Genomic DNA, 22,629 nt, shown 5'->3' with positions numbered 1-22,629 from the left:
AGCGTTATTTTTTAATATCCAAAACTTCATAAGTAGAGTTATTGGATATATATTCAGGGATTATAAGTTTTATCGAAGATACTATTTCTAATGGCTGTGTCAATGAGGTTACTACAGTGAGTTTGTTGATTTGCCTTTCTACATTATCGATGTCTATATATCGAGATTTTGCAATCATTATTTTTTCATGATAGGTTTTGGTAGTGTTCTCACCATCGGCCAAAAGCTCTTCATAAATTTTCTCACCTGGTCTTAAACCTGTGATTTTAATATCTACATCCTCAGGGTACCGTAATCCAGATAGAATGATCATATTCTTTGCAAGGTTGAAAATTTTAATCGGTTCTCCCATATCGAAAACAAATATCTCTCCACCATTTCCCATGGCAGCAGCCTCTAAAACAAGTTGACATGCTTCGGGAATGGTCATGAAATAGCGTGTAATATCCTTATGGGTTACGGTTAAGGGGCCACCTTTTTCAATTTGTTTTTTGAATAACGGAATTACCGATCCATTGGAACCTAAAACATTACCAAACCTTGTGGTTATAAATTTGGTATGACCTTTTCCCTTAAGACATGTTGCGTAAAGTTCTGCAATTCGTTTAGTTGCGCCCATGACATTCGTTGGGTTAACTGCTTTGTCCGTAGAGATTAAGACGAACTTATCAACACCATGTTTGACAGCCATGTCGGCCACATTTTTAGTCCCTCCTATATTAACGCTCACTGCTTCATATGGGTTGTTTTCCATTAAGGGCACATGTTTGTATGCGGCGGCGTGAAATACAACTTTTGGTTTATGTTCATTGAGTATTTGATCAATTCTAGCTCTATTTCGGACATCGGCAACTATAGCTTCTATGTTTTCTAAGCCTTGTTGCCTGAATTCTTGCTGTAGGTCATAAAGCGCTGATTCGGCATTATCTACCAGAATTAATCTTTTGTAATCATATTGGCTGACTTTTCTGCAAATTTCACTGCCTATTGATCCAGCCGCTCCGGTTATAAGAATAACTCTATGGTCATATTCTTCAGTTGGATTAATTATGGATATAGGATCTCTACCTAACAAGTCTTCAATATTAACGTTTTTGATTTGTCCAATGCTTAAATCGCCATCAATCCAGCTCTGTACTGGAGGAACGATTTTTACATGAAGACCTAGGTCAAATAGATAGCCTGTGATTTGGAGTAACCTTGTAGGATCAATATTTTGAATGGAGATGATGACCTCCTCAACATTGCATCTTTCGACAAAATCTGAGGTTATTCTTTCAAGATTATAAACAGGTAAAAGGTTAATTTTTTTACCAACCTTGCTCTCGTTGTCATCAATGAATCCCATTACTATATAGCTGTTTTGCGGATCATTGCTTATGGCTTGGTAGGTGATCATTCCTGAATTACCGGCACCATATATCAGGATTTTTTTAGTGGCAATAAAATCATTGCTTATGGCATTATAAAGCGATTTTATAAATAATTTAAAGCCAATTAGTAGTAGGATGTTTAATAATAGATGGATATAAATGATGGAGCCTGGTATATCAAAAACTTCACTATATCCAAACTTTCGGCTAAAAAAGGTAGAAATGATCAAAAGTGTAGCCAAAATATTGACCCCAATGATTATATTGATTATATCTTTGTATCCTGTAAATCTAACCACACCTTTATGTGATCGTACAGCTAAAAAGCTAATCATTGCAGCTATAAGCACGTATGGAATTTGGGTAATCATCAAAGGAAGATCAAATTCAATTTTAAAATTGAATCTTATGAAATAGGCAAAGAACAAGCTGATGGCCACGATCAATAGATCCAACGCCAAAATGAGCCATTTTGAGGCATACTTATGAGATATTTTATGTAATAATTTATAAATCATTAATTAAAATATAATTTAATTGTTGTAACTATCCTATCACGTTCGGCATTTGATAAATTAGATCCACTCGGTAAACACAAGCCTTTATCAAACAACTCGTCTGAAACACCATTGAGATATTGTGGTGCATCTTTAAATACTGGCTGTTGATGCATTGGTTTCCACAAGGGTCTTGATTCTATGTTCTCTTTTTCTAAAGCTAACCTTAAACCTTCTCTTATAGATTTAGATTTCAATAAAATACAAGACAACCATCGGTTTGAAAAATAACCTTCTGGCTCGTGTAAAAATACAATATTATTGATGTTTTTTAGAGCATTTACATAAAACTCATGATTAGAGCGACGCTTTGCTACGTGACTATCTAAAATGGTCATCTGTCCACGACCAATACCGGCCACAACATTAGACATTCTGTAATTGTATCCAATATGAGAATGTAAATAGTGTGGTGCGTTATCACGCGCTTGTGTAGCCAAAAACACAGCTTTTTCTTTCTGTTTTAATGTCCTGGTTACCAATGCGCCACCTCCTGAAGTAGTTATAATTTTATTACCATTAAAAGATAATATTGAAAAGTCACCAAAAGTTCCACATTTTTGACCCTTATATATGCTACCTAAAGATTCGGCGCTATCTTCAATTATTGGAATATCATATTTTGATGCTACTTCATTAATTTCTTCCACTTTATAAGGCATCCCATACAAATGCACTGCAATGATAGCTTTAGGTTTAGACCCTTTTAAGATTCTATCTTTGATTGCTATTTCGAGTTGCACTGGACACATATTCCAAGTTTCTTTTTCACTGTCCACAAAAACAGGTGTTGCACCTTGGTACACGATCGGATTGGCAGAAGCAGAAAAGGTTTTGCTTTGACAGATAACTTCATCTCCATTTTTAACGCCTAATAAGATTAGACTTAAATGTAGTGCAGAGGTGCCAGATGCCAATGCGGCAACATGGCGCCCCTCTTCAAGGTAAGATTGTAAATCAATTTCAAAGCCATTCACATTGGGCCCCAAAGGAGCTACCCAATTGGAATCAAATGCTTGTTGTATGTAAGGTAATTCATTGCCACTCATATGTGGTGATGATAGCCATATTTTCGGTTTCATAAGTCAAAATTGTGAAGTAACTTAATATTACTATTCAATTTCATGTCAATAGAGTGATCTGGGACACGATCTTAATTGTAGGTTAAATATGCGTTATTCTGTACAAATTCACCCAATTAAAACGATAAAAAGTAAATATCTACGACGTTGATGTTAATCTCAAATTTGAAAAAGGTTTTTTAACGATAAATTTTGCATTTTTAAATATCTGTCCGTGCGATCAAATTGCTTTTTCGAAGTTCATGTTGACTTAAATACAGGTTTTATGTCGGTTCTTTAGTACAGTTTATGTTTTCTATATTATATTTAACGGCTTAATATTTGTTTAAAGCAGATAGAGATTTATAAATCATAAGAATGAATATTTTAATAACTTCAGCAGGGCGTAGAGTTTCTCTTGTTCGGTCATTTCAAAAAGAATTGAAATTACTATTTACGAATGGTAAAGTGTATGCTACCGATTCCAGTCCAATATTATCTGCGGCATGCCATGTTGCTGATGGCTTTTTTCAAGCGCCGAGATTGGATGATCCTAATTATATTAATGTGCTGTTAGCGTTGTGTAAAGATAAAGATATTAGGCTGGTTATTCCAACAATAGATACTGAGTTACTCGAACTTGCAAAAAATAAAATCAGATTTGAAGCTCATGGTATTAAAATCATAATTTCATCAGTTGATCTTGTTTCTAAGTGTAGGGATAAGAGGTTGATTCATAAGTTTTTTATAGAGCATAATGTAAATGTAGCCAAAGAGTATCCTAAAGATAAGTATAGTTTACCGCTTTTTATAAAACCAAGTGATGGTAGTAGGAGTGTAGACACCTTTATCATTAGGTCAACAGCCGAGTTGAATAAATATCATTTTAATAATGAAAAACTAATGTTTTTGGAATATTTGGATCACGAAGAATATGATGAATATACTTGTGATCTATACTATAGCAAAAATCATAAATTAAAATGTGCCGTGCCACGAAAAAGAATTGAAGTCAGAGACGGTGAGGTTTATAAGGCATTGACTGTGAATAATTCAATGACTCCTTATCTAAAGGAAAACTTGAATCATATCGAAGGTGCTGTCGGGTGCCTTACAGCGCAGTTTTTCTTGCACAAGACTGATGACGCTAAAATCTATGGTATTGAAATTAATCCTCGGTTTGGCGGGGGATATCCATTATCTTATTTGTCTGGCGCCAATTTCTCAAAATGGATTATTGAAGAATATTTATTAGAGAAGGAAATTGAAGAAAAGTTTGATGTTTGGGAAAAAGATTTATTAATGATTCGTTATGATGATGAAATCTTAGTTCATGGATATAAAGGTTGATTCAAACACCGTTGTTGTTTTTGATTTAGACGACACATTATATAATGAATTGGATTTTTTAAAGTCTGCATATCAATCAATAGCCGTATACTTGGAGCCGACGAATTGGAAGCCGCTATATTCAAAGATGTTTTCATTATACCGATGTGAGATAAACGTCTTTGAGTTTATTGCCACTGCTTATAATTTGGAACTAAAGACTTTGGTTGAAATGTATCGGAATCACCATCCGAAAATTCAATTGTTCGATGGTGTTCTAGATGTTTTTGATGCCATAAAATCAAAAAACGGAAAAATTGGAATCATCACTGACGGGAGATCAAAAACACAAAGAGCAAAAATTGAAAGCTTAGGGATCTTGGATTATCTGGATGGCATCGTGATTTCTGACGAAATTGCATCTGAAAAGCCTAGTTTGGACAACTTTAAAGCCATTGAAAGGTTGGTGTCAGGTAAAGACTACTATTATATTGCGGATAATTTAAAAAAGGATTTTATTGCTCCCAATACTTTAGGCTGGAGAAGTGTGGCTTTAATAGATAATGGTAAAAACATTCATTTTGATTCCCATAAATTCTCCGATGCTCAAAACTTACCACAAGATTATATTTTAAACTTAAAGGATTTAAAAATTGTTTAAAGACATTTCAACGATAAACTATTCCTTAGTTCCTAAAAACTCCGGCATATCCATTGTTTCGGAGTTATTTATATCTTTTCTGTTTATGACTTTATCTATTGTTCTTAAGAAGATTTTCAGATCCAAGGAAAACGATTGATGCTCTACATAATAAACGTCGTATTCAAATTTCTGTTCCCAGCTTATGGTGTTTCTACCGTTTACTTGTGCCCATCCTGTAATACCCGGCAAAACGTCATGTCTTTTATTCTGTCTGGCATTATAATATTGTAAATATTGGGGTAGGAGTGGTCGCGGTCCTATCAGGCTCATGTCTCCCTTGAGAATATTTATTAGCTGTGGTAGCTCGTCCAGTGAAAGCTTTCTACAAAGGTTCCCGATTTTTGTTACACGTTCCATTGCGGGCAATAATTCTCCGTTTTTATCTGTTTTATCATTCATGGTTTTAAACTTAATAATTGTGAATAAAGTGCCATGTTTTCCAGTGCGTCTTTGATAGAAAAAAGGCTTACCATTATTAAGTATAAAAAGTGAAAACATTAAAATTATAAATATTGGAGAAATTATAATAAGTCCAAAAAAGGCGGCTAAAAAGTCAAAAATACGTTTTATAAATATGCTGTATATGTGCATAAGATTAGATTTATTTAAAGAATACTTTTTATTAATTGTAATAAATCATTATTGATTATATCCACATCAAATCGCTCTTCAGCATATTTTCTGCTATTGATTCCCATTTCTTTGATTTTATCAGGATTATTAATAAAATACTCCATAGCTTTTATCAAAGATTCTAAGTCTTGAGGCTCAATTAAAAATCCGTTGAACCCTTCTTTTACAGATTCTCTACAACCTACCGAATCCGTCGTAATTATTGGATTTCCGCAAGCACAGGCTTCCAAAGTGGTTCTTGGCAAACCTTCCCGATAGTAACTCGGCAACACAAAAACATCTCTTTTGTGCAAATGTTCTTCAATATTATATTGAAGACCATGAAAAACAATAATTCCTTTTTGATGTAAAAGGTTGATTTCATCCTCACTGATTGCAGAAGGAGAGGTTTCAGTTGCTCCAATCAAATGAAACTCTGATTGAGGATACCTTGCTTTCAATATTTCTGCCGCTTCCATATAAAGAGCAATTCCTTTTTCTTTAATTAATCTTGCAATTAAAAGAAAAGATACATGATCAGTGGTTTTTTTTTCTTTAAATCTAAATTGTTCAAGATTGACTCCTGAACCACTAACAAAGGCAACTTTTTGTGAGACATCAATAATTTTTCTATCCAATAAAAGTTGATGATCATCTGTGTTCTGAAATACGATGGCTCTATTTTTTCTAATAGATAATTTGTATAAGGACTCACTAAAGCGTTGCAATAGCTTTGTCTTAGCGGTCAACCCAGAAAAAGTATAGCCTAATCCTGTGATTAATGAGATAACAGGGATTTTGCACATATTGGCTGCAATGGAGCTGTAAACTACCGGCTTTAATGTGTAAGGGAATACTAAATCTATTCTGTTTTTTTTTATGATTGATTTCAGTTCGTATATGGTTTGAAGATCTTTGATAGGATTAAGACCTGTGCGTTGCAACTTAAATTCAATAGGAGTAGCGCCAATCTCCTTAATTTTCTTAAAATACTTTTCTGAAAAAATAGGAGCAGCCGCAAAAACCTCATAGTTGTTGGCAATGAGGTGTTTTATAAAATCCCCCCTGAACTCGTATAGAGAGCCATCATACGACGCCACTAACAATATCCGCTTTTTCTGCATTCTCTCTTAATTTTGATTAAGATAATTGAACTTATACCATTTTTGGAAACAGTATAATGTCCAAACCCTAAACGAACTGTCTTTTTTACTGTCTAAATGATCATTCACCAATTTAGTAATCACTTCTACATTAAATATTCCTTGTGATTTTAAAAATTCAGGTTCGATATAGCTCTCGAGCTCCGTTCTGAAACTTTGTCTTAACCAATCTCCTGTCGGGCTGCCAAATCCACTTTTGCTTTTATCTAAAAATTTCTCTGGAAACTGATCTTTGAAGGCGTCTTTTAGTATATACTTTTTATTCCAACCTTTCATTAGGTAATTTTCGGGAAGCGTATTGGCAAATTCCCATAGTTCTCTATTCAAAAAAGGCGCTCTGCACTCTAATGAAGACATCATACTAGTTCTATCTACTTTGGCCAACATTCCGCCCTCAAGACTCAATATTTTATCAACTAGTCTAAAATCTGTTAATGTCTCAACTTTTTGATAGTTTAAAATATCTTTATATTCAGCAAAGATGTTATTTTCGAAATACTCAGGTGCAATTATTTCAGCTAATTGATTGCTCGTATTAGCCAGCGAGATAATATCCCAATAAAACTCACCATTATAATCTATGGCATTCAGCAACTTGTTAATTTGATATTTTCGCCCGCGATGATCATCTTTATCGATAAGATATTTATTACCTAATCTTGAGATAGTTTTATGTAGGCCCTTGGGTATAAAACTCGTGTATTTATCATTCATTTTACCAATATAGTACTTGTTATACCCTCCAAATACTTCATCGCCACCATCACCGGTCAGTGCAACCTTGACGTGTTGACTCGTTTTTTGGGAGAGAAGATGAGTGGGTAAGGCCGCCGAATCAGAAAATGGCTCGTCGAAATTCAATAATATGTCGTGAATATTATGTTTAAGATCGTTCTCATCTATGATAAATTCATGGTGATTACTATTTATCATTTTAGCTACAACTCGAGATTTATCCGACTCGTCATAAGAAGCTTTTTTAAACCCGATTGAAAAAGTATCAATTTTTTTGTCGGTAGTTTGTGCCAAACAAAGTGTGATAATCGATGAATCAACACCTCCTGATAAAAACGTTCCCAAGCCAACATCGGCAATAGATCTACTTTCCACACTGTTATAAACCAAGTCTTTCGTTTTTGATTTGGCATCGTCAAAAGAAATATTGGAAGCTTTAGGTTTGGGTTCCTCATTGATTTTGTGAATTGCTGTCTTGTGTGAAGACAGATCATATTCCAAATAATGATTGGCTTCAAGCTTAAAAATATTGTCGTAAATGGTATGTGGAGCAGGAATGTAAGTTAATCTAAAATAAAGATTCAAGCCTTTTTTTGAAATAGTGGGAGTAAAATTTATGGTTTTAATAATAGATTTTAGTTCTGAAGCCCAAATAAACTCTTTATCGGTATGCGTGTAATACAAAGGTTTTTCACCAAAAAAATCTCTGGCAATAAATAATTTATTGAGGTTTTTGTCATAGATGCTAAATGCAAACATGCCATCTAACCATTGAAAGGACTCAACGCCATATTTTTCATAGGCTTTCAAGATAACTTCGGTATCACTATTAGTGGTGAATGAAACACCTTCTGCTTCCAGTTTAGATTTAATTAATTTAAAATTATAGATTTCGCCATTAAACACGATGACAATTTGCTTATCGTCTGAAAATATAGGTTGTTCTCCCGAATTTAAGTCAATGATAGATAATCTTCGCATTCCCATCCCAACGGAAAAATCAGGATTCTCCTCTGAAAACAAACCATCATCATCCGGACCTCGGTGGATGATGAGATTATTCATGGAATTAATGACTTCGGAAAGCTTATCTCTTTTCTGATTGGACTTGGTTATAATGCCGTTGATTCCACACATATTTAAAATTTAATTTTTAAGCTCCCTTTCTAAGCTATTGACTTTATTGTGTTGATGTATTTTTCCAAAATACGGTTTTTTCCAAAATCCTTAACACGTTTAAGGCTATTAATCCTACAATTTTGAGCGTAGCTTTTATTATTTATAAAATAGTTCATTCCTTTAACCATTAAGTTAACATTTTTAATTGGTACTAGAATGCCATAGTCGGTTATCATTAAGTCATTTTTATCGGTATTTAACTCCATAATCTCACTTGGACCAGATTGGCAGTTCGTACTTAATATAGGCAATCCACAAGCCATAGCTTCCAATAAAACGTTCGGAAACCCTTCATGATTGGATCCAAATACAAAGAGATCTGCTGCTTTAAGAAATTGATAGGGGTTGGGATTAAAACCCATGAGTTTCACCGCTTCATTAACTTTTAACTCTTGGATGAGTATTTCTAATTCTTGCTGTAGTTCTCCAACACCGAAAATATACAAACGCACTTTCGGATTCTGTAATTTATGAACCGCTCTAATTAACATTTCATGATTTTTCCCTCGATCTAAGCGACCTAGGGTGATAAGGTTAAAATTTTCAGTATCGAACAATGACGTACTGGCTTCAATGGATTTTATTTTATCTAAATCGATTGGGTTATAAACAACTTTAATTATGCTGGAAGGTACTTTAAAATTATCTATTAAGTCATTCGCATTCCCATTCGAGTTAGCAATAATTAAATCAGATTCTTTATATAATGTTTTAATTAACGTTTTGTTGAATATAGATTGGAAGCCTTTATAACTATATTGTAAGCTTGGAAAAGCCAATTCATTTGAGATAACTTTAAAGTTATAGTGTGTAAATTGACTAGCGATTAAGTTTATAAAATTAGGTCTTACTAAAAGACTTACACTATGGGTAATATTTAATTTTTTTACTAATTTAGAATATTTATAGGCCAAATAAGGAATTTTAATAGCTTTAAGCAAACCATTTTCAGTTACTTCAGATTTTTCTAGATAATGTACTTGTAGTCCTTCGGGTATATCATATTTAATGGTGGTGTTCATTAGTATTAAATGCGTCTCAATATTGTGCTTATGACAATATGACAATATATATGATGTTTGTCTTTCAGCCCCTCCACCTGATAATGAGTAAATGAATATTCCTAATTTCATTCCGATTTATTGTTTAAGAATATTAAGAAATAAGTCTTCGTATTGTTGAAGAATTAAGTTTTTATTGAATTTCGTATATACAGATTCTCTAACTTCTATTGGATCCCACTTATGTTGAGCCGTTAGTTTTTCAAGAAAATGTTCTTCGTTTTCAACCAAAAAACCGTTAATACCATCCTCAATGATTTCTTTAGTACCGCCTGGAGCTTTAAAAGCTATGACAGGGGTGCCGACGGCACATGATTCAATTAAACAGTTAGGAAAACCTTCAAAATAGGATCCTTGTAGGAAAAAATCACTTTTAGAAAGATATATTGCGACGTCTTTTGTGAAATTGATATGAGTGATTTTATCTTTTAAACCATATTGGTCGATTAAGGAGAAAAGATTATCTTTTTCAACTCCGTCGCCAATAATTGTATAATGAAAAGGAAAGTTGAGTTTTGTCAGTATCTTTAAAATTCTATCGATACCTTTTTCTCTGCTTAATCTACCAACGGTTATATACTGAATAGGGGTGTTTATGGCTATTTGGTTTTTAAGATTGAATCCATCTGTTATGGGATTATTTATTACTATCATTTTGTCTTCAGATACTTTATAGCTGTTTTTAATATCATCTAACATGTCTTGTGATTGACATATAATCTTATCAAAAGAATTAAAACGTCTATTGCTTAAAAAGCCTAAAAGATCAAACTTCTTTGTTTTAAAAAATGATTCATCCAAGCTAAGAACAGTAACTTCTCTTGATATAAATTTAGTTTTAGGAAACATGAAGGACATATATGCAGTAACCGTATTAAGATGACCAACTGCGCTAACCAAAATATTTGGTTTATTTTTTCTAATATATTGATATAGTGCAGGAATTCCATTTAACACTCTTGGTTTTTCTAAAAAGACGGTGGTTATATTTTCAATTTTATAAGAAGCATCTTTGGAATAGCCCATTATTAACAATGTTGCATTGAATTTTTTTGCGTCAATGTTTTGAGCTAAATATGAAAACACTCGTTCTGCACCACCTGGTAATAGGTTGGGAAGCACAAAGATGATTTTAATTTTATTAGAGTTCAAATTTTTTAATTATTAAGCGATACATTATGACTATTAACAGGATAACCGTTACTCAGGCTAAAGTATATACTTTTTAGTGCCCAATGAGCATTTTGAAAAGTACGGTTTCCTATAGGGGTTCCCCGCTTTGTTTAAACCTTGGATTTTACCATAAACTTTACATTTGAACAAAAGTAAATATTTAACGGGACAACTTAATATCAAACTTGAACTAAACTTACTTGACTTCAAAAATGTTATTTGACGAAAGGACAAGAGTGTTATTCGTAAAGAATCTTAAAATAGTAGATTCACTCATAATAACATTTTTTGAGGACATCTTTAGATGTTCTTGTGCGAAATCCACTCTACGGGAAAAAAAATGAAGATTCATATGATGGAATGCATTGGAGGACTTGCTCTGCTTGATAGAGTTTTTAAGCACCGCAACGTATCATCACATATTTATGAAATAACTTGCTAACAAACGGCTTCTTCGATTTATTTGAAAGATAATAAGTTGATTGCGAGCAATATCAACAATGCAGATTGCACGCTTTCTAATTTGCGAAAAAGTAATGTCCAATAAACAAGTTTTTGAGAGATTGACTACCAGACAACATATACAATGTCATTTTTAATGATGAGAATATGACGCACAATTGACAGAGCTGACAAAGAATCTCAACTAAGAAGGATCGTCTTTGACATTAGAGACAAAACATAAAATATTGGAGTATTTTCCAATATAAGCAAATTAAAATAATAACTATCTATAGATACATGCCGGTCTGTTCAAAATTACTTAAGAACCCAGATTAGTTCTGATGCGATGATATTTAGTTGTTAAATAAATTTATCTATGCATTGAAATTTTGATTTGAAAATTCGTCTGTAAGCAATTCTTTGATTGGAGTTTTGTCCATCGCTGATATACTTAGTATCTGTATAATCTCATAAATGGACAAATGCCAATGAACCCCAAGACTTTCTTAATTACTTTAGGTTTTTCGATTAACAATGACCTCTAATAAAGAAAATATTGAATATTAAGATGTATCACGTGAATAAAACATATATAATAAACTCAGATTTTATTTTTCGATAGCAGCTTTGATTAGTTTTCTGCAACGAAAAAAGTCAATTTAATAATTTTCAGATAATTTAGATTACACCAAAGGTATTAGAGAATGTTAAATTGTTTCCTGTGATGTATCCATATAACTATTATCTGATTTATTGTTATCAATAAGGTAACCAATAAATACAAAAATAACAATTAGGTATGGTTTGTTTATCACACTCTGTAGACTTATCATAAAAATATAAAGCACTATTAATAATGACATCGCAAAAAATCGAAGCTGTGGAATTAATGCAAATGTTTTAAGTAAGTAATAAGATAACATAAAGATAAAAAATAGGAAAGTTAATATCCCAGCATCCACCCAAATACCAATATATGTATTATGGCCTCTCATAGCAACCGAAAAATCAATTCCATTTCCAAGAATTGGATTTTTGTATAAATAATGAATTACATTATCTAACAAATCCCCCCTCCCGGAATTGTCTACTTTATCTAATTTAAAAGTTAATAGATTTGTTATATTTTCAATTTTATATGTTTGTGCTTTTGATAAACCTAAACTCTGAACTTCGGATTGAAGCACAAAAACCCCTATGTAAAATAAAGGTATCATCACGACGAACAATACGATCTTTATACCCGTAAAGAACTTATAATTTATTAAAGCAAAGATTATAGTAAACGTAAATAAACCAGTAGTAGAAAATGTAAGGAAGAGGCTATAAAATATAGTTATCAACAATAAAATTTTGATAAGACGAAAAATTATTTTAGAAGGCTTATATATTTGATTAACCAACAAGAATGCAATAATATTGGTCAGTGCTGCTGCATTAGCATCACCAGTAATCCCACCTGCCCGATCAAGATCCCACCCACGTAGAACTTCACCAGTATAGATGTTGAAATTGAGTTTAACAAAAATTATTGTAATAAACGATGTAATGACAAAACAAATGGTAAGAATAATAAAAAAAAGATTAAAGTGTACTTTATTACTTAAAAGGAAATTATATCCAGTAAAAAATATTACTGGAACTAATGTTGCAATAATGGAAGTTTGAAAGCCAGATACCCCGGAAGCCAATAGCCCTATACCATAATATAAAATATAAAAAACAAACCATAATCGATTAGTACTGGATAAAATACGAATGTTTTTACGGAATAGCACTACGCCGGTAATAATTAAAACCAAATTTAGATAAGCGATAATTTGAGCTAGACTCGTTGAGACGAAATTTGCTGTGATTTCCTGTACATTCAAGCAACTAATTGCGAAAGGTAAATAAAAACAAATTGAAACTATTAACTTGTTCATTTGGCAGTCATTATTTTCTCAAACAATGCTTCATAGCGTTTTGTAATAGCCAATACATCATATTTGTCAAGAGATTTTACTCCTTCATTAGATAACCTAAGTCTTAAGTTTTCACTCATTAGAAGTTTCCTTAAACCTCCTTGCATCTTTGCTATATTTTGATCATCTATTAATAGTCCGTTCTTATTGTTTTCAATGATATCTGAAGGACCTGTTTTGCAATTGTAAGCGATGCATGCCATACCTTGCGACATGGCTTCTAATAGTACCATTGGCAATCCTTCGAATCTTGATGGTAAGATAAAAATAGACGATTGGTGCATGACTTCAGAAATATTGTTAATAAATCCAGTAAAGATAATTTTCTCCAAAATGTTTTTTTCTTTAGCTAATTCTGTAAGATATTTTAAGCCAATTTCCCCTGAGCCTGCAATTTTTAGTTGCCAATCGGGATACTCTTCAAGTATTGGTGCCATTATGCTTATTAAGTTGTCAAATCCTTTGTGATGGTGACGATCTAAATTTCCTACTGCTAAAATTATTTTATCTCTAGGATGGGAATTATCGGTAATGGGTTTGAAACTACACGGATTAGGCATCACGCACACATCAACGCCAAGTTTTTTATAACCAGAGACGTCGTTATAAGTCAGTACAGTGACTTTATCAGCCATTTTGTATAAATACTTTCTGGTTATTTTAGTGATAAAACCATTATCCTGAATAGACCCGAAATAAGAAATATGCTCTTGTGCTATTATTTTGATTGAGAAAACCTTAGCGACAATTATTGCAATAAAATTTGTCGTTGTTAAGAAAGAAATTAAAAAATCGGGTCTTCGCGACTTAATTCGATAGTATGTCGTTAAATTAATAATGCTATCCAAGGTGAAAGTTGGTATAAATCTACTTTGTTTTAATTGTATTCTTTTCACTGCAGAATTTAACGTATAGGACTCATTTGCTTTGTAGAGAACTATCACGGAAACTTCATTGTTTATGTTTCTTGCCAGGCTATTAGCCATTAACACAAGCACACGTTCAGCACCACCATGTGTCAATGATGAGATTACGAAATCTATTTTCTTTTTAGGCATAAATCATTTTTAAAATAGAGAATACATTAAATACGAAGTAATATTACATCAGCATTTCGATTCAATTCTTTTTTTATTTAGAGCGAAATAGGTGCGATAAAAACAATTTAGTTGTGACACATTTAAGAGTCTAATAATTGTTTTAAAAACTGAAGGATTTTTAAAGAAGGCAAAATTATCATTGTAGGCTTGTTTTGACTTTCTTTTCATCATATCATCTTTATCTAAATGTATATTACTTTTGTGATAGAGATTTTGAAAATGATAGAGGCAGTTTCCAATGATTCTATTTCTAATGACTGACTGTAACTCAATATCGTTTGGAAAGATAGCAAGAGTCTTTTTTTTGATATAATTATTTGCCTTTAATGATATAAATGTATTTTTATTATACTTTACTCGAGTCAAAGAACTGGTATTGTCTTGGTTATATATATATAAGGGAAAGTTTATAAATACACTTCTATCAATTTTTTCAACCACGTTAATACCAAAAAACATGTCTTCTACAAAAGGTATGTTTTCATCAAATCTAAGGTCCTTCATCAGTTCTCTAGAATATAAGTTTCTTACAATATAAAATCCATAATCGAGATAATTATATAATAGAGCTTTTTTGTCTAGAATTATTGGTTTATAATTTTCTAATGGTTCATTTTCCCATGTCTGGTTTGAGTTTATAGTGATGCAATTAGTTAAATCGCATTGATGCAATAGCAATTGGGTTATAAGTGTATCATACATTTTTTCATGAATCCAATCGTCACTATCAATAAATCCAATATAATCACCACTAGCGATTTCTAAACCTGAGTTTCTAGCACCAGAAAGCCCCTTGTTTTTTTGATGAATAACCTTTATTCTATTGTCTTTTTTGCCATATTCATCGCATATGAATCCACAATTATCTGGAGATCCGTCATTGACTAAAATAATTTCTAAATTCTCATAAGTTTGATTAATGATACTGTCAATACATTTTGAAAGGAATTGTTCTACATTATAAACAGGTACTATCACACTGATTTTTGGTTTCATCTTTTTCTTTTTTGAATAATCATTTTTTTGATTCTTTTAATAAAATCTCTAAAACCCTGATTAAGTAAATATAATAATATAACATAAATTAGAAATATAAGTATTGATACTTGACCAGAATAGATAGCCCAGTCGAAAAAATTGACTGGTTCTGTATTTAAATTGTTTTTTGTTATATATTTCAACAATAAAAAGGTTATTAAGAATGAGAAAAGCAATTTAAAGAAATCTTTCCAATAGTGCCAAACAAGAATTTTAAATCCCTGAGTATATAAATAATATGGTTTCCATAAAACAACTATTAAAAATGTGCTGATAAAGGTTCCTAAAAGTATTCCTGTAATTCCAAAATAGAAACCTAAGAGAATAGAGATACTTAGATTGAGTAAGGTTTCTGTTATTGGAGCCCAAGTATCCGCAAAAAGACCATAACCGTTAATAAAATCGTCTACAGGTTTCCTAGCTTGAGAAATGTAAATATTTGCACACATTAAAATTAAAACATCATCACTTAAAACAAATTCGCCTCCAAGCCAAATATCTATAAAAAAACCTGTCGAAAAGTAAAGTATAATAAATAGAAAGCCTCCAAAAAAACATCTAATTGCCATCATTTCCCAAAACACCTTATTTGTATTGTGAAAGTCGTTTTCTGCAATTAAATTGCCGATGCTCGCCTGAGATCCTGTAAAGCCATTATTAACAAAAGATTGAATATAACCAAATATGAGTTGATAGTTACTGAAAAAAGCTACGCTTTGAAGATTTACAAATGCATATATCAGTATTTGATCCGTACCCACAAGAACAAAAAAGCTTATTTTATGAACAACAATTTGCTTTATCTTAACAAGTATTTCTGGATACTTTATATATTTAGCATTTTTATCTAAAGTAATCTTTAACCAAGGATATGATTTTTTAACTCGCCATCTTAATACAATAGCTATCACAAATACGAAAAGGAGTTCAACTGTAATCCAAGCGTAATAATTAGCAAAATTATATATTAGAGTTATTTGTAATACGGATTTAAGAATCCCGGCAGTTTGTACATACTTTGATAATAAGTATTCTTTTTGGTCTGCTTGAAATAAGGTAACGTGATAGTTCAAAAAGTACCCTACAAGAGAGGATAAAACAAACGTGAAAAACGCAAAATAAATTAAAGGTAGTGTAAAAGGAACATCGGTAAAAAAAAAAGGGAAAAAGATTGAAACTAATAGGCTTAAAACAAGAATTGCTAAACCTATTTTTTTATATAAATGCCCGAAATATTGAATGAGTTGGTTAATTTCTTTTTTATCTCCATCAAAGATTGGTTTATATAAAGCATAGCCAATTGCGGTGCCCACTCCCAATTCTGCTATGTTTAAAAACCCTAAAATACTTTGTAGAACTGAAATAAGTCCTATAAAATCAGCTCCTAAGTAGTCTAAAAATATTTTACGAGAAAAGAACGCGACAAAAATTGTAATTGAGTAGAAAAACAACCCAACCTTCGCATTCTTCAAAGACTTAGAAACTCTTGACATTTTTTAACTTTGACATTCAAATTAGTAATTAAGTGAATTGATTGGATTTAAGAGCTTTGTGTCTGATTTTGTTTGAATCTATTAAAAATTTAAATAGTTGCTCAGGTAAAAATTTCGCGAATTTTATATAGGGGCTATGATTTTTACTATTAAAATAGTTTTTGTCAATAAGGTTTTTTACTTTTTTTCGATTCGTATGTTTTGGATCTACTTCCGGATAATAGTTCAGCATTTTATAATGATAAATGAGTTGGTCTAAAATAAAATTTTGAACTACCAATAAAAGCTCTTTCTGTTTAACACCTTGTTCGTTCTTTTTATTATTGGAGATAAATGACACAAGTTCATTTTTCAAATACAGGGCTGCTGATATAGAGTCATCCAGACGAGTCAAGTTATATGGGCTCCTCATTATGCTTGTAGGGTTGGCTCTATAATTATAGAAAGGAAATCCATAATATCCCATTTTGTTTGTTTTAGGAATATTGTCAATCATAAAATAGACATCCTCAGAGGTTTTATTTAATACAAATCTTGAGTCTTTTATAATCTCTTTTTTATATAATCTTCTCCATACAGGAAAACTCGAGTTCTTTATTATTCGGTGAAGTGCTTTAAATGAATTTTCGATTGCCACATCATAACTACCTGTTTTATAGTCAATTTCATGATTTGTTTGATTAGCTTCACATTCGATAATATCTAAATCATATTTCAATAGTAGATTAAGCATGACCTCATACATTTTTTCCCCAATCCAGTCGTCGCTATCAACAAACCCTATATAATCGCCAGATGCCACTTCTAATCCTGAGTTTCTAGCACCACTTAAACCCTTGTTTTTTTGGTGAATTACAATTATTCTATCGTCCTTTAACTTATATTGATCGCAAATTGGACCACACTTGTCCGGTGACCCATCATTTATCAGAATGATTTCGAGATTTTTGTAAGTTTGATTTATAACGCTATCTATGCATTCATTTAAGTATTTTTCAACATTATAAATTGGTATGATGATACTGATTAATGGTTCCATTTAAAAATATTAGGTTTGGTTTAATTTCTCAAAATAATTAAATACTTGAATAAAGTCTTTATAAGAAATTGAAAATTATACTTTTATTTTAAAAAACTCAATTCATAATAGAGAACAGATTGTTTTCCAGAATTCTAATTTTGCTTAACACTAATAAAAACACAACTCACATAATATGTCAGTTACGAGATTAATTAAAAGTAACCAACACAATCACGATGAACTCGTACAAATCAACACATTTTTATCCTATTAATATGTTTATATTTTTAAAATCGTTTTTGTGTTGAAAATATAGGTTAAAGTCCAAGAATCTCATGAATTTCTTCGATCAAGTTCTCTTATTCTGGATAATATTTCAGCTGCGATGCAGTTATGGCCACTAATTAAAAAAATTTTATTATTAAAAACAAGAAAACTGAGGGTCAGGAGTAATCTAACAGTTCTATCTTAATTTCTAATTTATTAAAGAGTACCCATAACGGGTAATTATGACTGAATTCTTGCAAGAATTTTAAATGGCCAATTCTTTGAAAGAAGGTAAATATGAGAATCAAAATTTCTACCTTTATGTAGGCTTCCCCGAAATGGATAATATTTTAAAAATTATTGGTGATAGGTAGATGCATGGTTTCTGGGATTCTTTCATTTTGCTCGTTTTTGATAGGTTATACCCACGTTCAAGCGATTTTCATTCTCTTTATATGATTTCACTGCCATATTTGTCGTGGATTCATTCTCTACCACGACATGGGGCATTTTTTTAGCAATTTAAAATTGTTTTATTTCATCTCTATGATGAGGACGCACTCGTATTCTGAATTATTTATAAAAACTTAATGCCAACAATATTTTCTAACTCTTGTTTTAGATTTCTAAACAAATTTTGGTACGTAAGCTGTCTCTACTTTTGTTCTCAGATTGTTCCTGTCACGAAATTTTCACTGTGTAAAACTCTATTTATAAAATGATTTGGAAAATCTGAATACTCCTAATTAAAATCCATGAAGTTAATTTGTGGTCTAAAATATTGAAAAACAGGAGTGTAGTTGTGGTTTTTGATTTAGTTTAGTTCAATTCATAAAGAGGTTAAATGTTAAAGTTTACCTATGGAAGTCTTTTTTATGTATTTCATCGTACTTATTGCAACATTAATCGAGACTTTAATCAAGATCTGTCTAAAAAATTTATACATCAATAACCACTGTAAGAATAGGACTATTTATTTGTACATTTTATCGAATAATAAATACTTTAAACGAAAGCTTAAAAATTGTTTTATAAATTGTCCCGATAATTTAACCCCCCAAATTATTAATACTCAATGATACCGAAAATTTACGCAAATCAAATAATTACCAAACCAAACTTTAAATTCAAATTTTTATTATATCTGCTCTTGATTAGTATAAGTAGCTCTTCTTATTCTCAACAACCTGCTTTCCCGTCAGCCTTTGGAGCAGGAGCATATACAACAGGCGGTCGTGGTGGAGCCGTACTGCATGTAACTAATCTTAATGATAGTGGTCCAGGAAGTTTCAGAGAAGCTTTTTTTACTGCAGGTGCAAGAACTATTGTTTTTGATGTTAGTGGGGTGATCAACCTTCAGACTGTAATTTATACCGAAGAAACAATGCATAGTAATCTTACTGTGAATGGTTTTTCAGCTCCTTATGGGGGCATAACAATTATAGGATCAGAAATAAAAATAGGTGGAACCGTGGGCAATCATATATGGCGAGGGATTAGGTTTAGAAATGGTTATAAATCTCAGCAAGGTCCGTATTTTTTAAATAGAAATTGTTTGCAGTATAATCAAGGTTCAAATATAATCGTAGACAGGTGTTCTTTTGCTTACGCCAATAGTCAGGCAGTTGGTGCAGACGCTGCTTCGGGATCAGGGTCTGGTGGAAACATAACTTTTCAGAATTTACTTATTGGAAATACCTCACAAGGAATGATAATAGGTAATTCAAATGGTCCAGGTTATGGTGGAGCATCTATTTTAAGAAATGTTATTTCAAATAGCGGGTGGAGACATCCAAAGATAGGAGGTGAAGTTAAATTAGATCTAATTAATAACTTCTCTCATAATTGGCAAGGTAGAACAATTCGGACGGATGCGTATGATTTTAGATTAAACCATATAGGGAATCATTATCAAGGTGGTGCTGTTACGAATGTTGGACAAAGGAGTGATAAAAAATTGTTTGCTACGTGGACAAATGGGACGATGAATCCACAAATATGGGATGAAGACAACTTTGTTTCTCCTGAAAATAGGCCAACAGATTATCCAAGTAACCCTATAAATGGTTGGTATCTTTTTGCGGACAGTACATTTCCAATAAAACCAGAATGGTTTGTACGTAATCGATTACCAATGCAAGGTAGAATCATTTCTGTATTATCAAGTTCGGCTTTAAAAAAGGAACTCTTCCAAAAGGTTGGAGCTTGTGAGTATATAGCTAATGATGGGACCGTTAAATATTATAGAGATCATATAGACGAAGTACTTGTGAGTGCTGCACAAACTAGAGCTATGACAGGCTACGTTCCTAATAATCAATATGAGTCACTCGCTAATGACTTAATAAACACAATGCCGAGTGAAAAAAGACCATCAAACTTCTACATCTCCAACCCCCACATCCCAGAAATATGGTTTAAAGCCAACGTCCCCGAAGGCCAAGACCACAACGATATCGCCCCTAGCGGGTATACCTGGTTAGAAGAATATTTGAACCAAGTTGACAAACCTAATGATGCAATAGCAGTACAAGATGTTGAATTAACACCAAATACAGCAGAACTAGCCATTGCCGAAACACTTCAATTATCTACTACGTTTACACCCACAAATGCAACCAATAAAAACGGTACATGGACTTCTAATGCTGAAGACATCGCAACGGTGGATGCCAAAGGACTTGTAACAGCCATTTCAGTGGGTGAAGTAAGCATAACTTTTACGAGTGCAGACGGTAAATTTAAAGCCATATCCATAGTAACGGTTTTTCCCGAAGCGCTCCAAGGGAGCGCAGGTAGTGACCAACTGATTTGTGAAGGCGCAACCGCCACCCTCACGGCAAGTGGGGGCACAAACTATGTTTGGAGTACCGGAGAAACAACCGAGAGTATTCAAGTAACACCAGAAACCACAACTACATTTACCGTTATAGTTTCTGATGCTTATGACCAATCTGATGAAGCTAGCGTTACCGTAACTGTTACTCCAAAACCGGAAGCAAACGCGGGAGAAGATCAAACCATTTGTAATGGTGAAACAACAACATTAACAGCTACAGGAGGAACATCGTACTTGTGGAGTACAGGTGAAACGACAGCTTCGATAGAAGTTAATCCAACTGCAGATACTGTTTATAGTGTTGAAGTGAGTACTAACAGCTGTTTTAGTACGGATGAAGTTAGCGTTTTTGTAAAAGAGGCACCGGAACTCATAATAACCGGCGATTTGATAATTTCTGAAGGTGAATCAACAACACTTACAGTGAGTGGAGGAGATGGTTACGAATGGAATACTGGTGAGACCACTCAATCTATAACGGTGAGCCCAGGAGTTACAACAACCTATTCAGTGAGTTCTATTAGTCCTTCTGGTTGTTCGAGTAATGTAGAAATCATCGTCACTGTAGCTCAGCAAGTTGTTGCGAACGCTGGCGAGGACATTGATATCTGTGCAGGAACAGCCACAATCCTAACCGCATCAGGAGGCTCTACATATCTATGGAGTACTGGAGCTACAACCGAAAGTATAGAGGTAAGTCCAAATGAAACCACCAATTTTTCGGTCACGGTATACGATATTACAGGAACCAACTCTGATACGGACGAAGTTACCGTAACGGTCAATCCGCTGCCAACTGTTGATGCAGGGAGCGGTAGCACTATCGATGCAGGAGAAAGCGTCACATTAACTGCAACAGGGGCTACTTCCTATAAATGGAGTAATGGTGAAACTGGTGAGACAATCAATGTAAGTCCCACAGCCACCACGACCTATACTGTCATCGGGACAAGCAATGGTTGTAAGGCTACAGATACCGTAATAGTTACCGTTACAAATACAGTTGAAGTTATTGCTGATGCGGGAGCAGATCAAAGCATCTGTGCTGGTTCAAGTGCAACCTTAACCGCTACGGGAGGCGCTACTTATTTGTGGAGTACGGGAGCAACAACCGAAAGTATATCAGTGAGCCCATCATCGACCACCACATATTCGGTTACTGCTTATGACGAATCAGGCCAATATTCAGATACGGATGAGGTCAAAGTAACAGTAAATGCACTGCCAATAGTGGAAGCTGGAGGTAATGTTACGATAAATTCAGGTGATAATGTCACTTTAACCGCCACTGGAGCTACGACTTATAAATGGAGTAACGGGGCCACTGGAGCGAGCATTACCGTGAGTCCTTCGACAAGCAGAACATATACTGTTACAGGAATATCCAACGGTTGTGAGGCCACGGATACTATTAGAGTTACAGTTACAAATACAGTTGAAGTTGTTGCTGATGCTGGAGCAGATCAAAGCATCTGTGCTGGTTCAAGTGCAACCTTAACCGCTACGGGAGGCGCTAC

The 22,629-nt window shown here is 33.1% G+C and carries 15 protein-coding genes; 3 read left to right on the top strand and 12 right to left on the bottom strand.

Annotated elements, in window-relative coordinates; all coding sequences use genetic code 11:
• Nucleotides 1-4 precede the first annotated feature (4 nt).
• Nucleotides 5-1,891 carry a polysaccharide biosynthesis protein gene (locus tag H3Z82_RS12675; RefSeq protein WP_182205882.1) on the bottom strand — a complete coding sequence of 629 codons (1,887 nt, stop codon included), beginning with the start codon at nt 1,889-1,891 and terminating at the stop codon, nt 5-7.
• Complete coding sequence (locus tag H3Z82_RS12670) at nt 1,891-3,012, bottom strand: DegT/DnrJ/EryC1/StrS family aminotransferase (protein ID WP_182205881.1); 1,122 nt, start codon at nt 3,010-3,012, stop codon at nt 1,891-1,893. The genes H3Z82_RS12675 and H3Z82_RS12670 overlap by 1 nt, the downstream gene beginning before the upstream one ends.
• A 357-nt stretch (nt 3,013-3,369) precedes the next feature.
• Between H3Z82_RS12670 and H3Z82_RS12665 the strand changes: the two genes are divergently transcribed.
• Nucleotides 3,370-4,341 carry an ATP-grasp domain-containing protein gene (locus tag H3Z82_RS12665; protein ID WP_182205880.1) on the top strand — a complete coding sequence of 324 codons (972 nt, stop codon included), beginning with the start codon at nt 3,370-3,372 and terminating at the stop codon, nt 4,339-4,341.
• A complete protein-coding gene (locus H3Z82_RS12660) occupies nt 4,325-4,981 on the top strand; it encodes an HAD family hydrolase (protein WP_182205879.1) in 657 nt (218 codons plus the stop codon). Before H3Z82_RS12665 ends, H3Z82_RS12660 begins: the two co-directional genes overlap by 17 nt.
• Nucleotides 4,982-4,999: 18 nt before the next feature.
• Here the strand turns inward: H3Z82_RS12660 and H3Z82_RS12655 are convergent, their stop codons facing one another.
• The 10 genes from H3Z82_RS12655 to H3Z82_RS12610 form a co-directional block, all read right to left on the bottom strand.
• A complete protein-coding gene (locus H3Z82_RS12655; RefSeq protein WP_182205991.1) occupies nt 5,000-5,608 on the bottom strand; it encodes a sugar transferase in 609 nt (202 codons plus the stop codon).
• A 20-nt stretch (nt 5,609-5,628) separates the two neighbouring features.
• Nucleotides 5,629-6,759, bottom strand: coding sequence for a glycosyltransferase family 4 protein (locus H3Z82_RS12650; protein ID WP_182205878.1), 1,131 nt, complete (start codon nt 6,757-6,759; stop codon nt 5,629-5,631).
• Between the two features lie 6 nt (nt 6,760-6,765).
• Entirely contained in the window at nt 6,766-8,670 is a 1,905-nt protein-coding gene (gene asnB, locus H3Z82_RS12645; RefSeq protein ID WP_182205877.1) for an asparagine synthase (glutamine-hydrolyzing), read from the bottom strand.
• Between the two features lie 29 nt (nt 8,671-8,699).
• Nucleotides 8,700-9,845 carry a glycosyltransferase gene (locus H3Z82_RS12640; RefSeq protein ID WP_182205876.1) on the bottom strand — a complete coding sequence of 382 codons (1,146 nt, stop codon included), beginning with the start codon at nt 9,843-9,845 and terminating at the stop codon, nt 8,700-8,702.
• 6 nt (nt 9,846-9,851) lie between these two features.
• A complete protein-coding gene (locus tag H3Z82_RS12635) occupies nt 9,852-10,925 on the bottom strand; it encodes a glycosyltransferase (protein ID WP_182205875.1) in 1,074 nt (357 codons plus the stop codon).
• A gap of 1,172 nt (nt 10,926-12,097) precedes the next feature.
• Nucleotides 12,098-13,315: an O-antigen ligase family protein gene (locus H3Z82_RS12630; protein ID WP_182205874.1), complete on the bottom strand. Its 1,218-nt coding sequence runs from the start codon at nt 13,313-13,315 to the stop codon at nt 12,098-12,100.
• Nucleotides 13,312-14,412, bottom strand: a complete 1,101-nt coding sequence (locus tag H3Z82_RS12625; protein ID WP_182205873.1) for a glycosyltransferase family 4 protein — start codon at nt 14,410-14,412, stop codon at nt 13,312-13,314. Before H3Z82_RS12625 ends, H3Z82_RS12630 begins: the two co-directional genes overlap by 4 nt.
• A gap of 48 nt (nt 14,413-14,460) precedes the next feature.
• Nucleotides 14,461-15,450: a glycosyltransferase family 2 protein gene (locus H3Z82_RS12620; protein WP_182205872.1), complete on the bottom strand. Its 990-nt coding sequence runs from the start codon at nt 15,448-15,450 to the stop codon at nt 14,461-14,463.
• Nucleotides 15,447-16,985 carry a lipopolysaccharide biosynthesis protein gene (locus H3Z82_RS12615; RefSeq protein WP_182205871.1) on the bottom strand — a complete coding sequence of 513 codons (1,539 nt, stop codon included), beginning with the start codon at nt 16,983-16,985 and terminating at the stop codon, nt 15,447-15,449. Before H3Z82_RS12615 ends, H3Z82_RS12620 begins: the two co-directional genes overlap by 4 nt.
• Nucleotides 16,986-17,013: 28 nt before the next feature.
• A complete protein-coding gene (locus tag H3Z82_RS12610) occupies nt 17,014-18,024 on the bottom strand; it encodes a glycosyltransferase family 2 protein (protein ID WP_182205870.1) in 1,011 nt (336 codons plus the stop codon).
• 1,324 nt (nt 18,025-19,348) lie between these two features.
• Between H3Z82_RS12610 and H3Z82_RS12605 the strand changes: the two genes are divergently transcribed.
• On the top strand, nt 19,349-22,629 hold a 3,281-nt coding region (locus H3Z82_RS12605), incomplete at its 3' end, for an Ig-like domain-containing protein (RefSeq protein WP_182205869.1).

Source organism: Gelidibacter maritimus, from assembly GCF_014062315.1.
GTDB lineage: Bacteria > Bacteroidota > Bacteroidia > Flavobacteriales > Flavobacteriaceae > Gelidibacter > Gelidibacter maritimus.
Note: the sequence above shows the minus strand (reverse complement) of the source record. Positions and strands in the feature narration are given on the sequence as shown.